Source organism: Zobellella sp. DQSA1 (assembly GCF_041950555.1).
GTDB lineage: Bacteria > Pseudomonadota > Gammaproteobacteria > Enterobacterales > Aeromonadaceae > Oceanimonas.
Map to the genome: position 1 here is coordinate 1,297,886 of NZ_CP169531.1, position 13,613 is coordinate 1,311,498.

13 protein-coding genes and 2 tRNA genes are annotated in these 13,613 nt (G+C 57.6%); 13 read left to right on the forward strand and 2 right to left on the reverse strand.

Features of this window, described 5'->3' with window-relative positions; all coding sequences use genetic code 11:
- The first annotated feature begins 67 nt into the window (after window positions 1-67).
- Window positions 68-544 (forward strand): transcription elongation factor GreA, encoded by a 477-nt coding sequence (greA, locus tag ACEVBK_RS06300; protein WP_375057744.1) that lies wholly within the window; start codon window positions 68-70, stop codon window positions 542-544.
- A gap of 34 nt (window positions 545-578) precedes the next feature.
- On the opposite strand, the gene ACEVBK_RS06305 is transcribed toward greA, so the two are convergent.
- A complete protein-coding gene (locus ACEVBK_RS06305) occupies window positions 579-1,178 on the reverse strand; it encodes a PilZ domain-containing protein (RefSeq protein ID WP_375057745.1) in 600 nt (199 codons plus the stop codon).
- 155 nt (window positions 1,179-1,333) lie between these two features.
- Window positions 1,334-1,630 (reverse strand): ribosome assembly RNA-binding protein YhbY, encoded by a 297-nt coding sequence (gene yhbY / locus ACEVBK_RS06310; protein WP_375057746.1) that lies wholly within the window; start codon window positions 1,628-1,630, stop codon window positions 1,334-1,336.
- 85 nt (window positions 1,631-1,715) lie between these two features.
- Between yhbY and rlmE the strand changes: the two genes are divergently transcribed.
- The 12 genes from rlmE (at window position 1,716) to truB (ending at window position 13,580) form a co-directional block, all read left to right on the forward strand.
- Window positions 1,716-2,345 (forward strand): 23S rRNA (uridine(2552)-2'-O)-methyltransferase RlmE, encoded by a 630-nt coding sequence (gene rlmE / locus ACEVBK_RS06315; protein WP_375057747.1) that lies wholly within the window; start codon window positions 1,716-1,718, stop codon window positions 2,343-2,345.
- Between the two features lie 44 nt (window positions 2,346-2,389).
- Window positions 2,390-4,339: an ATP-dependent zinc metalloprotease FtsH gene (ftsH, locus tag ACEVBK_RS06320; RefSeq protein ID WP_375057748.1), complete on the forward strand. Its 1,950-nt coding sequence runs from the start codon at window positions 2,390-2,392 to the stop codon at window positions 4,337-4,339.
- Window positions 4,340-4,410: 71 nt separating this feature from the next.
- Window positions 4,411-5,244, forward strand: coding sequence for a dihydropteroate synthase (gene folP, locus ACEVBK_RS06325; RefSeq protein WP_375057749.1), 834 nt, complete (start codon window positions 4,411-4,413; stop codon window positions 5,242-5,244).
- A gap of 5 nt (window positions 5,245-5,249) precedes the next feature.
- On the forward strand, window positions 5,250-6,575 hold the full coding sequence (glmM, locus tag ACEVBK_RS06330) for a phosphoglucosamine mutase (protein WP_375057751.1): 1,326 nt from the start codon (window positions 5,250-5,252) through the stop codon (window positions 6,573-6,575).
- A gap of 142 nt (window positions 6,576-6,717) precedes the next feature.
- The gene (secG, locus tag ACEVBK_RS06335; RefSeq protein WP_375057752.1) at window positions 6,718-7,053 is read left to right on the forward strand and encodes a preprotein translocase subunit SecG; all 336 of its coding nucleotides are present in this window, start codon (window positions 6,718-6,720) and stop codon (window positions 7,051-7,053) included.
- A gap of 7 nt (window positions 7,054-7,060) precedes the next feature.
- Window positions 7,061-7,147 (forward strand) — tRNA-Leu (locus ACEVBK_RS06340).
- A gap of 58 nt (window positions 7,148-7,205) precedes the next feature.
- A tRNA-Met gene (locus ACEVBK_RS06345) sits at window positions 7,206-7,282 on the forward strand.
- 177 nt (window positions 7,283-7,459) lie between these two features.
- The gene (rimP, locus tag ACEVBK_RS06350; RefSeq protein WP_375057753.1) at window positions 7,460-7,918 is read left to right on the forward strand and encodes a ribosome maturation factor RimP; all 459 of its coding nucleotides are present in this window, start codon (window positions 7,460-7,462) and stop codon (window positions 7,916-7,918) included.
- 14 nt (window positions 7,919-7,932) lie between these two features.
- Window positions 7,933-9,435 (forward strand): transcription termination factor NusA, encoded by a 1,503-nt coding sequence (gene nusA / locus ACEVBK_RS06355; RefSeq protein ID WP_375057754.1) that lies wholly within the window; start codon window positions 7,933-7,935, stop codon window positions 9,433-9,435.
- Window positions 9,436-9,454: 19 nt separating this feature from the next.
- Window positions 9,455-12,148, forward strand: coding sequence for a translation initiation factor IF-2 (gene infB / locus ACEVBK_RS06360; protein ID WP_375057755.1), 2,694 nt, complete (start codon window positions 9,455-9,457; stop codon window positions 12,146-12,148).
- An 83-nt stretch (window positions 12,149-12,231) separates the two neighbouring features.
- Window positions 12,232-12,642 (forward strand): 30S ribosome-binding factor RbfA, encoded by a 411-nt coding sequence (gene rbfA / locus ACEVBK_RS06365; RefSeq protein ID WP_375057756.1) that lies wholly within the window; start codon window positions 12,232-12,234, stop codon window positions 12,640-12,642.
- Window positions 12,643-12,644: 2 nt separating this feature from the next.
- Entirely contained in the window at window positions 12,645-13,580 is a 936-nt protein-coding gene (gene truB / locus ACEVBK_RS06370; protein ID WP_375057757.1) for a tRNA pseudouridine(55) synthase TruB, read from the forward strand.
- Window positions 13,581-13,613 lie beyond the last annotated feature (33 nt).

Below are 13,613 nucleotides of genomic sequence, written 5' to 3' on the forward strand. Positions count from 1 at the left end.
GCCCTATGCCGTTTGCCGGTAGGGTTTTCGTTGTTTTATTGTTTGGTAAAGGAACCGGGTTTCCACTATGAAGCAAACACCGATGACCATCCGCGGTGCGCAGAGACTGCGTGAAGAACTGGACTACCTGAAGTCTGTGCGTCGCCCGCAAATTATCGAAGCCATTGCCGATGCCCGTGAGCATGGTGATTTGAAGGAAAACGCCGAGTATCATGCTGCCCGTGAGCAGCAGGGATTCTGCGAAGGTCGTATCCAGGAAATTGAGGCCAAGTTGTCCAATGCCCAGATCATCGATATCACCAAGTTGCCCAACAACGGCAAGGTGATCTTCGGGGCTACAGTGACCCTGTTCAAGGTGGAGGACGAAAAGGAGATCACCTACCGGGTGGTGGGGGACGACGAGTCGGATATCAAGTCCAACCTGATTTCCGTGAATTCCCCGATCGCCCGAGCCCTTATCGGCAAGGAAGAGGACGATGTAGCCATCGTCAGGACACCTTCCGGCGATGTGGAATACGAAATCCTCAAGGTCGAATACCTGTAATTGCGGTCTAGCCCCCGACGAAAGAGACAGCCGGTTATGCCTGCTGTCTTTTGTTTATTTCCTGCAGAAAGCCTCTGAATACAAAATCGGACAGGGTTATGCGGTCAGCCATGGCCAGCTCGAACTGGACCGCCGTCAACCAGAAATGTCGTCCCTTGTGCTGGCGTACCAGCTGCAGCTTGAGTGTCAGCACCTGCTCCTGACCCAGTTTCAGTAATATCTTCTTGCTGTGTTGCGATCTGAACAGGCAGCGACGGGACAGCAGGCGCATGCCGTTGATCGACAGATCGCGGATTTCGGCGGCCAGGGGTCTGCCATTGGGCTGGTACAACTGCAGATCCTGTGGGCTGGGCAGACGCCAGGCGCGGGGGGGAAAGCCGTCGGTAATGATGTTGGGCGGGCTCAGTTCTGCCTGCTCTTCGGTGGCAACCTGGTGCCTGAGCGTCACCGGAAAGTGCAGCTTGACGTTTCCGAGCTCCAGCTTCAGTTCCAGGTGCGATGCCTGTTCGAGCAAGGGTCTGATATTGGCGTCGATGGCCATGGTCAGGCTGAGCAGTGTTTCCGGCCGATCCTGCTGATACAGTTCGCTCAGCAGGGCGAGTTCCTCGTCGGTCAGATAGGGATGGACGGGCATGGCAACCACACTGTAGCTAAATGCTAATAGTATTATCTCCAGCCTGCCGGATAGCAGCTTGAAAGGGAAATAATTTAAAAGGGAGTAAAGAGATAAAGAGGCACAAGCGGAACGTGGGCAAGCGAGACGGGTCGGATGAACCGACCCTCGGGCACTCAGGCTTTGGGCAGGGTGATCTTCTTCTGCTCGCTGGGGCGGTACAGGGTCAGGATATGACCTATGGTCTGTACCTTGATTGCACCGGTTTCGCGGACGATGGCGTCCATGATCAGCGTTTTGACTTCCCTGTCTTCGGCGGCAACCTTGACCTTGATCAGTTCATGGAAATTCAGGGCCAGGTCGATCTCGGCCAGTACGCCTTCGGTCAGGCCATGCTGGCCAAGCAATACCACCGGCTTCAGGCTGTGGGCCAGTCCCTTGAGGTATTGTCTTTGCTTATTATTCAGGGTCATTGCAAAATGCTTCAGTTAAATAGGTTGAAAGGGGGCTATTGTACCCCCATCTAGGCTTCAATGGTAATAGCAGAGCGATAATTTAATGGGTAAGAAAAAACGCTCGGCCAGCTCGACGCGCTGGCTCAAAGAGCATTTTGACGATAAATATGTGCAACAGGCACAAAAAAAAGGCCTGCGCTCGCGTGCCGTGTTTAAACTTGAAGAATTACAGGGCCGGGATCGCCTGCTCAGGCCGGGGATGACGGTGGTGGATCTGGGAGCCGCCCCCGGTGGCTGGAGCCAGTATGCGGTGGAGCAGGTGGGGCAGCAGGGCAAGGTCATCGCCTGCGACATACTGCCGATGGATCCCATTGCCGGCGTCGATTTCCTGCAGGGCGACTTCCGCGAGGAAGCGGTGTTGGGTGCCCTGCTTGAGCGGGTGGGAGACGCCAAGGTGGATACGCTGCTGTCGGACATGGCCCCCAACATGAGCGGCACTCCCGAGGTGGATCAGCCCAGATCCATGTATCTGGTGGAGCTGGCGCTGGACATGTGCCGACAGGTATTGGCTCCCCAGGGAAGTTTTGTGGTTAAAGTATTTCAGGGAGCCGGCTTCGATGAATTCCTTCTGGAAGTTCGCCGGTCTTTCAGTGTGGTCAAGGTGAGAAAGCCCGACTCCTCGCGGGCCCGCTCACGGGAAGTCTACATTGTGGCTACAGGTTTTAAACTGTAGTACCCTGTCCGAGTCATAAACTGTCAGCCGGTGAGGTTAGTAATTTGAGTGACATGGCGAAGAATTTGATCCTGTGGTTGGTCATAGCCGTGGTGTTAATGTCGGTTTTCCAGAGCTTTAGCCCGAGTGAGCCGAGTGGACGCCAGACGGACTATACCACCTTTGTGCAGGAAGTAGCCCAAGGGCAGATACGTGAAGTCCGTATGGATGGCAAGACCATCAATGGGGTCAAGCGCAGCGGTGATCGTTTCACCACCATCTTGCCTTCGGAAGATCCTCAGCTGCTGAACGACCTGCTGAACAATAACGTCCGCGTGGTGGGTGAAAAACCCGAAGAGCCGAGCCTGCTGACGTCTATCTTTATTTCCTGGTTCCCCATGCTGCTGCTGATCGGGGTATGGATTTTCTTCATGCGCCAGATGCAGGGTGGCGGCGGCAAGGGCGCCATGACCTTCGGCAAGAGCCGGGCGCGACTGATGGGTGAAGATCAGGTCAAAACCACCTTTGCCGACGTGGCCGGCTGTGATGAGGCCAAAGAGGACGTGAAAGAACTGGTGGATTACCTGCGTGATCCCAGTCGCTTCCAGAAACTGGGTGGCCGCATTCCTACCGGTATCCTGCTGGTGGGTCCGCCCGGTACCGGTAAAACCCTGCTGGCCAAAGCCATCGCCGGTGAAGCCAAGGTGCCCTTCTTCACCATTTCCGGCTCCGACTTTGTCGAAATGTTCGTGGGTGTGGGGGCCTCGCGGGTTCGTGACATGTTCGAACAGGCCAAGAAATCGGCGCCCTGTATCGTCTTTATCGACGAGATCGATGCCGTTGGTCGCCAGCGCGGTGCCGGTCTGGGCGGTGGTCATGACGAGCGAGAGCAGACCCTGAACCAGATGCTGGTGGAGATGGACGGTTTCGAAGGTAACGAGGGGGTTATCGTTATCGCCGCCACCAACCGACCCGATGTGCTGGATCCGGCCTTGCTGCGTCCCGGTCGGTTCGATCGCCAGGTGGTGGTGGGGCTGCCCGATGTGCGCGGCCGGGAGCAGATCCTCAAGGTACACATGCGCCGGGTGCCTCTGGCCGACGACGTCAATGCCAGCGTGATTGCCCGTGGTACTCCCGGCTTCAGCGGTGCCGACCTGGCCAACCTGGTCAACGAAGCGGCACTGTTTGCCGCTCGTTCCGCCCGTCGCCTGGTGTCCATGGAAGAGTTCGAAAAGGCCAAGGATAAGATCATGATGGGCGCCGAGCGTCGTTCCATGGTGATGTCCGAGTCCGAGAAGGAGATGACCGCCTATCACGAAGCCGGTCATGCCATCGTCGGCCGCGTGGTGCCCGAGCACGATCCCGTGTACAAGGTGTCCATTATTCCCCGTGGCCGGGCCCTGGGGGTCACCATGTACCTGCCGGAGCAGGATCGCTTCAGTTACAGCAAGCAGCACCTGGAGTCGATGATCTCCAGCCTCTATGGCGGCCGCCTGGCGGAAGAGATCATCTACGGTTTCGACAAGGTCACCACCGGTGCTTCCAACGACATCGAGCGGGCCACCGAGATTGCCCACAAGATGGTGACCCAGTGGGGCCTGTCGGAGAAACTGGGCCCCTTGCTGTACGCGGATGAAGAAGGCGAAGTCTTCCTCGGCCGCACCGCGGCCAAGGTCAAGCACATGTCCGATGAAACCGCCAAGGCCATCGACGCCGAAGTGAAGGATGTGATCGAGCGCAACTTCCAGCGAGCCAAGCAGATCCTGATGGATAACATCGATGTCCTGCACGCCATGAAGGATGCGCTGATGAAGTACGAAACCATCGATGCCAAACAGATCGATGATCTGATGGCGCGGCGTGAAGTGCGGGCACCGGCAGACTGGAAAGACGAACCGGATGACAAGCCGCAGGGACCGGCCGCCAGCGCCGATGACAAGAAGGAAGAGCCGGCGGATGAGACCAAGTCTGCCTCACCGGATCTGAATAAGCCTGGTGATGCCACCAGCAACTGAGTTTTTGTGATAAATTAAGCCCCGGACAATCGCCTGTCCGGGGCTTTTTTATTTTTGGGAACCCGCTGTTTATGCTGTTATCAAGTTCATCCAGAAGCCTGGATTTATCGTCACCCCAGGTCATGGGCATCCTCAATCTTACGCCCGACTCCTTTTCCGACGGCGGACGTTTCGTTGCCGAAGACGCAGCTCTGCGCCATGCCCGGCAGATGGTTGACGATGGCGCTACCATCATCGATGTGGGCGGCGAGTCGACGCGGCCGGGGGCCGATGCGGTTGCCGAGCAGCTGGAACTGGAGCGGGTACTGCCGATCATCGAGCGACTGCGGGCCGAGTTGGACTGCTGGATTTCGATTGATACCAGCAAGGCGGCGGTGATGCGTGACGCCGTCGCGGCCGGCGCCGATCTAATAAATGATATCCGTGCCCTGCGTGAACCGGGGGCCCTGCAGGTGGCGGCCGACAGCGGGGCCGCGATATGCCTGATGCATATGCAGGGGCAACCCAGGACCATGCAGCAGGCGCCCGACTACCGGGACGTGACCGCCGAGGTCAGCGCCTTTCTGCAGGGGCGGGTGCAGGCCTGCGTGGCGGCGGGTATCCCGCGTTCAAGGCTCTGCCTGGATCCTGGTTATGGCTTTGGCAAGTCGCTCGCGCACAACTATGAACTGCTCGGGCGTCTCGGCCGGCTGCGGGAGTTGGAACTGCCGCTGCTGGTGGGCATGTCGCGCAAGTCCATGCTGGGACAGTTGCTGGACCGGGAGCTGGATGAGCGGCTGGCCGGCGGCCTGGCGGCGCACCTCTTCGCCATCGGCCAGGGGGCACGCATAGTACGGGTGCACGATGTAAAAGCGATGGCCGATGCCGTACGGGTATGGCAACAGGCCGCACATTATCAGGGATAACATAGATGAGCAGAAAATATTTTGGCACCGACGGTATACGCGGGCGGGTAGGGGACTATCCCATTACCCCCGAGTTCGTGATGAAACTGGGCTGGGCGGCGGGCAAGGTGTTGTCGCAAACCGGTACCAGGAAGGTGCTGATCGGCAAGGACACCCGGGTTTCCGGTTACATGCTGGAATCGGCACTGGAAGCAGGATTGTCCGCCGCGGGGCTGCAGGCCGCGCTGCTTGGCCCCATGCCGACACCGGCCATCGCCTATCTGACCCGGACCTTCCGGGCTGAAGCCGGTATTGTGATCAGCGCCTCCCATAACCCCTATTACGATAACGGCATCAAGTTTTTTTCCCACGACGGTGCCAAGCTGCCGGATGAGGTGGAGCTGGCCATCGAGGCTCTGCTTGAACAGCCGATGGACTGCGTGTCATCGGAGCAATTGGGCAAGGCCACGCGCATCAATGATGCCGCCGGGCGTTATATTGAATTCTGCAAGAGCACTTTCCCGTCCGAGATGCACCTTGACGGCCTGAAAATGGTCATCGACTGTGCCCATGGCGCGACCTACCATATTGCTCCGGCGGTGTTCGAAGAGCTGGGAGCACAGGTGATCCGTACCGGTGTTCAGCCCAATGGTTTTAACATCAACGACAAGGTCGGCTCCACCGCACCCCAGGCGCTGATCAAAGAGGTACTGTCACACAAGGCCGATCTGGGGGTCGCCTTCGACGGCGACGGTGACCGGCTGGTGATGGTGGATCATACCGGTGCTTTGGTCGATGGTGATGAAGTACTCTATATCATGGCGCGGGATGCCCACCAGCGGGGAACCCTGGGCGGCGGCGTGGTTGGTACCCTGATGAGCAACATGGCGTTGGAGCTGGCACTGGCCAAGCGGGGCATTGCCTTTACCAGGGCCAAGGTGGGCGATCGCTATGTGCTGGAGTTGTTGAAAGAGTACGGCTGGAAGCTGGGTGGGGAGAATTCTGGCCATATTATCAGCCTGGATCACAATACCACCGGGGACGGCATCGTGGCCGCATTACAGGTATTACGGGCCATGGTTGGCGATGGGCGGAGTCTGCAGGCGCTGCGCAGTGAGTTAATCCTGTTCCCCCAGGTGCTGGTGAATGTGCGTTTTGACGCCGGTAGCGACCCCTTGGCCAGCAGCGAAGTGCAGCGGCGGGTGGTCGAGGCCGAAGCCGAGCTGGCTGGGGCGGGGCGAGTCCTGTTACGCAAGTCTGGAACCGAGCCCTTGATTCGGGTAATGGTGGAAGGGGCGGATAAGGCGCAGGTGGAGCGATTGGCGCATTATATTGCCGAAGCGGTGGTATAATCTCCGTCTTGCCGTCTTTTTGTTCACTTGAATTTGTTTTTTTAAATTGCGCTTGTATCCCGTTAAACGGATCGCTAATATTAGCCCCGCTCCCGACAGCAGTCTGATGCGGGGCTCAGGCGCCAAGCAAAGGTAAGCTAAGATGTACGAAATTCTTTTAGTGGTGTATTTGCTTATCGCACTGGCTTTGATTGGTCTGGTGTTGATTCAGCAAGGTAAGGGCGCAGACATGGGCGCTTCCTTCGGAGCAGGTGCATCGAACACGGTTTTCGGCTCCAGCGGTTCAGGTAATTTCCTGACCAAGGCGACAACGCTGCTGGCAGCAAGCTTCTTTGTAGTGAGTCTGGTGCTGGGTAATATGTCCACACACAGTACCAAGCAGGGAAGTGAATGGGACGACCTTTCCGTACCCGAAGCGGTGGAAAGCGTTGTTCCGGGTGATGTTCCCGCTAACGGCGGTAGCGACATACCCAATTAAAGGTTTTGCCGAGGTGGTGGAATTGGTAGACACGCTATCTTGAGGGGGTAGTGCCCGTATGGGCGTGCGGGTTCAAGTCCCGCTCTCGGCACCAAGTCATAGTTAGGTTGAGGTTCTTGCTCAAATTAACTATAATCTCGCACGATTTCGGACGCGGGGTGGAGCAGCCTGGTAGCTCGTCGGGCTCATAACCCGAAGGTCGTCGGTTCAAATCCGGCCCCCGCAACCAATTTCACATTCATCGCCTGCTCGCGGTGAATGGTCGTCGCGAGGCGACAATCAGGGTCCAGGTGAATAGCCCCGATTTGAACATCGGGGCTTTTTGTCATCTGCACTTTGGTATCGGTACGACCGATGCGAATTCACTGGGCTGCGAGCCCTTTTTTTGTTTTCGGAGGGGGTAGCTTTGGCTACATTGGAACAACGACTGACCGACATGCTGACAGAGCCGGTAGCGGCCCTGGGCTTTGAATTGCTGGGGCTGGAGTTTGTACGGGCCGGCCGGCATTCGACCTTGCGTTTGTACATTGACCATGAAAACGGTATCGATGTAAATGACTGTGCCGAAGTCAGTCGGCAAGTCAGTGCCGTACTGGATGTGGAAGATCCCATTTCTACCGAATATGATCTGGAAGTCTCATCCCCAGGGCTCGCCCGACCCTTGTTCAAACCGGCACACTATCAGGCCATTGTCGGTCAGGAAGCGGAATTGACGCTGCGCATGGCAGTGAACAACCGTCGTAAACTGAAAGGCAGGGTGGTGGCGGTGGAAGACACCATGATCAGGCTGGAAGTGGAGGGGCAGGAGTTCCCCATTGCTTTCGCCAATATCCAAAGAGCAAACCTGGTTCCGAACTTTGACTAACGAGGCTATCGGACATGAATAAAGAAATATTGCTGGTTGTTGATGCCGTTTCCAATGAAAAGGCGGTGCCTCGTGAGAAGATTTTTGAGGCTTTGGAAACGGCCCTGGCCACGGCCACCAAGAAAAAATATGACGGCGATATCGAGGTGCGGGTAGCCATCGATCGCAAGAGTGGTGATTTCGATACCTACCGTCGCTGGCAGGTGGTGGAGAGTCAGGAGGCGCTGACCAACCCCTACCGGGAAATCACCCTGGAAGCGGCACAAATCGATGAGCCGGAAATTCAGCTGGGCGATTATGTTGAGGACCAGATCGAATCTGTTACTTTCGACCGTATCACTACCCAGACCGCCAAGCAGGTTATCGTGCAGAAAGTGCGTGAAGCCGAGCGGATGCAGGTGGTGGAACAGTTCCAGGATCAGGAAGGCGAGATCATCACCGGGGTGGTCAAAAAGGCGACCCGTGACAACGTGATTCTGGATCTGGGCAATAATGCCGAGGCCGTGATCTTCCGTGAGGATCTGCTGCCTCGGGAGTCGTTCCGCGCCGGTGACCGTATTCGTGGTCTGCTGTATGCCGTTCGCCCCGAGGCCCGCGGTGCCCAGCTGTTTGTCAGCCGTACCCATCCCGATTTCCTGAAAGAGCTGTTCCGTATCGAAGTGCCGGAAATCGGCGAGGAGATCATCGAGATCATGGGCGCCGCCCGGGATCCCGGCAGCCGCGCCAAGATTGCGGTCAAAACCAACGATCGCCGTATCGACCCCATCGGTGCCTGTGTCGGCATGCGTGGCGCCCGGGTTCAGGCGGTATCGGGTGAACTCGGTGGCGAGCGGGTCGACATCGTGCTGTGGGATGACAATCCTGCCCAGTTCGTCATCAATGCCATGGCCCCGGCCGATGTGGCTTCCATCATCGTGGACGAAGATGCCCACGCCATGGATATCGCCGTGGAGTCCGGCAACCTGGCCCAGGCCATCGGCCGCAACGGTCAGAATGTGCGTCTCGCCTCTCAGCTTACCGGATGGGAGCTGAACGTGATGACGGTAGAAGATCTGCAGAACAAGCATCAGGTAGAAAGCGACAAGATCATGAACCTCTTTGTCCAGCATTTGGACATCGATGAAGATTTTGCCACCCTGCTGATGGAAGAGGGCTTTTCCACCCTGGAAGAGATTGCCTATGTGCCGGTCAGTGAACTGCTGAGCGTCGACGGCCTGGATGAAGACATGGTGGAGGAGCTGCGTAGCCGTGCCAAGGATGCCCTGACTACACGGGCACTGGCACAAGAAGAATCTTTCGAAGGGGTGGAGCCGGCAGCTGAACTGCTCGCACTGCCTTCCATGACCCGGGAACTGGCCTATCAGCTTGCCGCCCGTGGTATTGCGGATCTGGAAGAATTGGCAGAACAAGGTATTGATGACCTTGAGGGCATTGAAGGCTTGAGTGAGACCCTGGCTGGGGAACTCATCATGGCTGCCCGTAATATCTGCTGGTTCGGGGACCAGAACGAAGAATAAGATCAACGGAGGTAAATGAATGGCAGAAGTCTCATTAACGCAACTTGCCAGTGACATCGACACACCGGTTGATCGTCTTGTCCAGCAGTTTCGGGAAGCCGGCATGGAGAAATCCAGTGCCGACACCGTATCCGAAACCGAAAAGGCCGCCCTGCTTGCGTTTTTAAAAAAACAGCACGGCGCTAATGACGATAATGAACCCAAACGGATGACCCTGCAGCGTAAGACCATTAGCACCCTGAGTGTGCAGGGTGCCGGTGGTAAGAATAAAGCGGTACAGGTCGAGGTGCGCAAGAAACGCACCTACGTAAGACGCGATGCGCTCGACGAGCAGCAACGTCAACAAGAAGCAGAAGAGCAAGCGCGTCTGGAAGCGGAAGCCCAGGCCCGTCGTGAGGCCGAAGAACAGGCCAGACGCCAAGCCGAAGAAAAGGCCAAGCGTGAGGCGGAAGAGAAAGCCCAGCGTGAAGCCGAAGAAAAGGCCCGCCAAGCTCAGCTGCAAGCTCCGAACACCACAGAGCAGGGCACCAAGCCCCAGAGCAAAGAGCAGAAGAAGGCGGATGACATGGCCAAGCGCGAAGCAGAAAACTTGAAACGTCAGCGTGAGGAAGAAGCCTTGCGTAAAGCCGAGCTGGAAGCCCAGCGTAAGGCCGAAGAAGTACGCAAGCTGGCGGAAGAAAACGAAAAACGCTGGGCCGAAGAAGCGGCGGCGAAAAAACCGGAAGATGCTGACTACCATGTCACCACCAACCGTCATGCCCAGGAAGCGGAAGATGAAGCCGATCAGACCGAAGAGCAAAAGGCTCGTCGTACCGGCGGCAAGAAGCGCAAGGGTGGCAAGTCCAAGGAAGATCGTGAAGATCGTGAAAGCCGTTTTGAGCGTCAGAAAAAAGGCAAGCGTGCCAAGGTGATGACGCCGAAGTCGATGAAGCACGGTTTCCAGAAACCGGTACAGCCCGTTAACCGCGATGTGGAAATCGGCGAGACCATCACCGTGGCCGAACTGGCCAACAAGATGGCGGTAAAAGGCGCCGAAGTCATCAAGGCGATGATGAAGATGGGCGCCATGGTGACCATCAACCAGGTGATCGATCAGGAAACCGCCCAACTGGTGGCGGAAGAGATGGGTCACAAGGTTACCCTGCGCCGCGAAAATGAACTGGAGCAGAAAGTGCTGTCCGATCGGGATACCGACGCCGCCCGGGAAACCCGTGCACCGGTGGTGACCATCATGGGGCACGTCGACCACGGCAAGACCTCTACCCTGGATTATATTCGCCGGGCCAAGGTGGCAGCGGGTGAAGCGGGTGGCATTACCCAGCATATCGGTGCCTACCATGTAGAAACCGACAACGGCATGATCACCTTCCTGGATACCCCGGGACACGCGGCCTTTACCGCCATGCGTGCCCGTGGTGCCAGCGCCACCGATATCGTGATTCTGGTGGTCGCGGCCGATGACGGCGTGATGCCGCAGACCGTCGAGGCTATCCAGCATGCCAAGGCTGCCGGTGTCCCGCTGATCGTGGCGGTGAACAAGATGGACAAACCCGAAGCGGACATCGATCGGGTCAAGAGCGAACTGTCCCAGCACGGCGTCATGTCGGAAGACTGGGGTGGCGAGAACATGTTCGTCTACATTTCTGCCAAGACCGGTCAGGGCATCGACGAACTGCTCGAGGCCATTTTGCTGCAGGCGGAAGTTCTGGAGCTGAATGCGGTGCGTGAAGGCATGGCGTCCGGCGTGGTGATCGAGTCCCGCCTGGACAAGGGCCGTGGCCCGGTGGCCACCGTGCTGGTGCAGGAAGGTACCCTCAACCAGGGTGACATCGTACTCTGTGGTCTGGAATATGGCCGGGTACGGGCGATGAAAGACGAGCTGGGTCGTGAGATCAAGTCCGCCGGCCCGTCCATTCCGGTGGAAATCCTGGGACTTTCCGGGGTGCCGGCTGCGGGTGATGAAGCCACCGTGGTGCGTGACGAGAAGAAAGCCCGGGAAGTGGCCATGTATCGTCAGGGCAAGTTCCGTGAGGTCAAGCTGGCTCGCCAGCAAAAAGCCAAGCTGGAGAACATGTTTGCCAACATGAACGAAGGCGAAGTGGCCGAAGTCAACCTGGTGCTGAAAGCGGACGTACAGGGCTCCATCGAGGCGATTTCCGACTCCTTGCAGAAACTGTCTACCGACGAAGTCAAGGTCAAGATCATCGGCTCCGGTGTCGGTGGTATCACCGAAACCGACGCCAGCCTGGCGGCGGCGTCCAATGCCATCATCCTGGGCTTTAACGTGCGTGCCGATGCGGCCGCGCGCAAGGTGATTGAAGCGGAAGACATCGATCTGCGCTACTACAGCGTGATTTATGAGCTGTTGGACGAGGTGAAGCAGGCCATGACCGGCATGCTGGCTCCCGAGTTCAAGCAGGAAATCATTGGCCTGGCCCAGGTGCGCGATGTATTCCGTTCGCCCAAGTTTGGCGCCATTGCCGGCTGTATGGTCACCGAAGGCAATGTCAAGCGCAGCAATCCTATCCGGGTACTGCGTGACAACGTGGTGATTTACGAAGGCGAACTGGAATCCCTGCGTCGCTTCAAAGACGATGTTGCCGAAGTGCGTAACGGCATGGAGTGCGGTATCGGCGTGAAGAACTACAATGATGTCAGAGTGGGCGACCAGATCGAGGTTTACCAAATCGTGGAAGTGCAGCGCACCCTGTAACTGCGGGCTGTACCAGGAACCCCGGTTTCAGCACTGATATATAAATGGGGGCCTCTGGCCCCCTTTGTCTTGGAAAGAGATTTATGGCTAGAGAATTCAGTCGTACCCGTCGCGTGGGGCAGGAGCTGCAGAAAGAGATCGCGATGATCCTGCAGCGGGAAATCAAAGACGAACGTTTGGGCATGGTCACCGTGTCCGGGGTAGAGCTGTCGCGGGACCTCAACTACGCCAAGGTGTTCGTCACCTTCCTGGAAAACGATCCGGAAAAAATAGAAAAAGGCATGGCTGTGCTGAAAGATGCCGCCGGCTTTATCCGCAGCCTGGTCGGCAAGGCGATGCGTTTGCGGGTGACCCCCGAGCTGCGTTTTGCTTATGATCAGAGCCTGGTTGAGGGCATGCGTATTTCTACCCTGGTGTCCAGTACCATCGCCGAAGACAAGCGGCGGATGCAGGAATCCCACCGTGATGAGCAAGACCAAGAGAAAAAGGACTGAAGATGGGGCGTCAGCGTCGATTTCGTGGCCGTGATGTAGACGGCATACTGTTGTTGGACAAACCCGCCGGTATTACTTCCAACGATGCCCTGCAACAGGTCAAGCGTATTTACGCCGCCGCCAAGGCGGGCCATACCGGTGCCCTGGATCCCCTGGCCACCGGCATGTTGCCGATCTGCCTGGGGGAGGCGACCAAGTTTTCCCAGTTTTTGCTGGAAGCGGACAAGCGCTATCGGGTCATCGCCAAGTTGGGCGAGCGCACCGATACCAGTGACGCGGACGGTGCAGTGGTCGAAACCCGGCCGGTCGCCGTTTCTACCGGCGAACTGATTGAAGCGCTGGATCATTTTCGCGGTGATATCGAGCAAATTCCCTCCATGTACTCGGCACTCAAGTACCAGGGCAAACCCCTGTACCAGTATGCGCGTGAAGGCATTGAAGTCCCTCGGGAGTCCCGGCCCATCACCGTATATGAACTCAAGCTGTTACGGTTCGAGGGCGATGAGGTCGAACTCGAGATCCATGCGAGCAAGGGCACCTATATCCGCACCATCGTCGACGACCTGGGTGAGCGACTGGGCTGTGGTGCCCACGTCACTATGCTGCGCCGCCTCCAGGTGGCCGGTTACCCTGCGGAGCGGATGCTGACTCTGGAACAGCTGCAGTGTATCCTCGACAATTGCAAGGCGCAGGATATTTCGCCCCGGCTTGAGCTGGATCCACTGCTGCTGCCGATGGATACCGCTGTTGTGACCCTGCCGGAGGTGAACATGTCTGAACTGGTGGCGGGTTATATCGGCCAAGGCCAGGCGGTGCAGGTATCCGGCGCGCCCCTGAACGGCTTTGTACGTATTACCGTCGGGCCCGAGCACCACTTTATCGGGGTTGGGGAAATCGACGATGACGGCAAGGTGGCACCCCGTCGGCTGGTACGGTGAAATTTGCGTATTTTCCGGTTGCCAACCCTGGCC

Excerpts from the sequence above, each read along its gene's own strand:
- greA (WP_375057744.1), top strand. The coding sequence starts at position 68 with ATGAAGCAAACACCGATGACCATCCGCGGTGCGCAGAGACTGCGTGAA.
- ACEVBK_RS06305 (WP_375057745.1), bottom strand. The coding sequence starts at position 1,178 with ATGCCCGTCCATCCCTATCTGACCGACGAGGAACTCGCCCTGCTGAGC.
- yhbY (WP_375057746.1), bottom strand. The coding sequence starts at position 1,630 with ATGACCCTGAATAATAAGCAAAGACAATACCTCAAGGGACTGGCCCAC.
- rlmE (WP_375057747.1), top strand. The coding sequence starts at position 1,716 with ATGGGTAAGAAAAAACGCTCGGCCAGCTCGACGCGCTGGCTCAAAGAG.
- folP (WP_375057749.1), top strand. The coding sequence starts at position 4,411 with ATGCTGTTATCAAGTTCATCCAGAAGCCTGGATTTATCGTCACCCCAG.
- glmM (WP_375057751.1), top strand. The coding sequence starts at position 5,250 with ATGAGCAGAAAATATTTTGGCACCGACGGTATACGCGGGCGGGTAGGG.
- secG (WP_375057752.1), top strand. The coding sequence starts at position 6,718 with ATGTACGAAATTCTTTTAGTGGTGTATTTGCTTATCGCACTGGCTTTG.
- nusA (WP_375057754.1), top strand. The coding sequence starts at position 7,933 with ATGAATAAAGAAATATTGCTGGTTGTTGATGCCGTTTCCAATGAAAAG.
- infB (WP_375057755.1), top strand. The coding sequence starts at position 9,455 with ATGGCAGAAGTCTCATTAACGCAACTTGCCAGTGACATCGACACACCG.
- rbfA (WP_375057756.1), top strand. The coding sequence starts at position 12,232 with ATGGCTAGAGAATTCAGTCGTACCCGTCGCGTGGGGCAGGAGCTGCAG.
- truB (WP_375057757.1), top strand. The coding sequence starts at position 12,645 with ATGGGGCGTCAGCGTCGATTTCGTGGCCGTGATGTAGACGGCATACTG.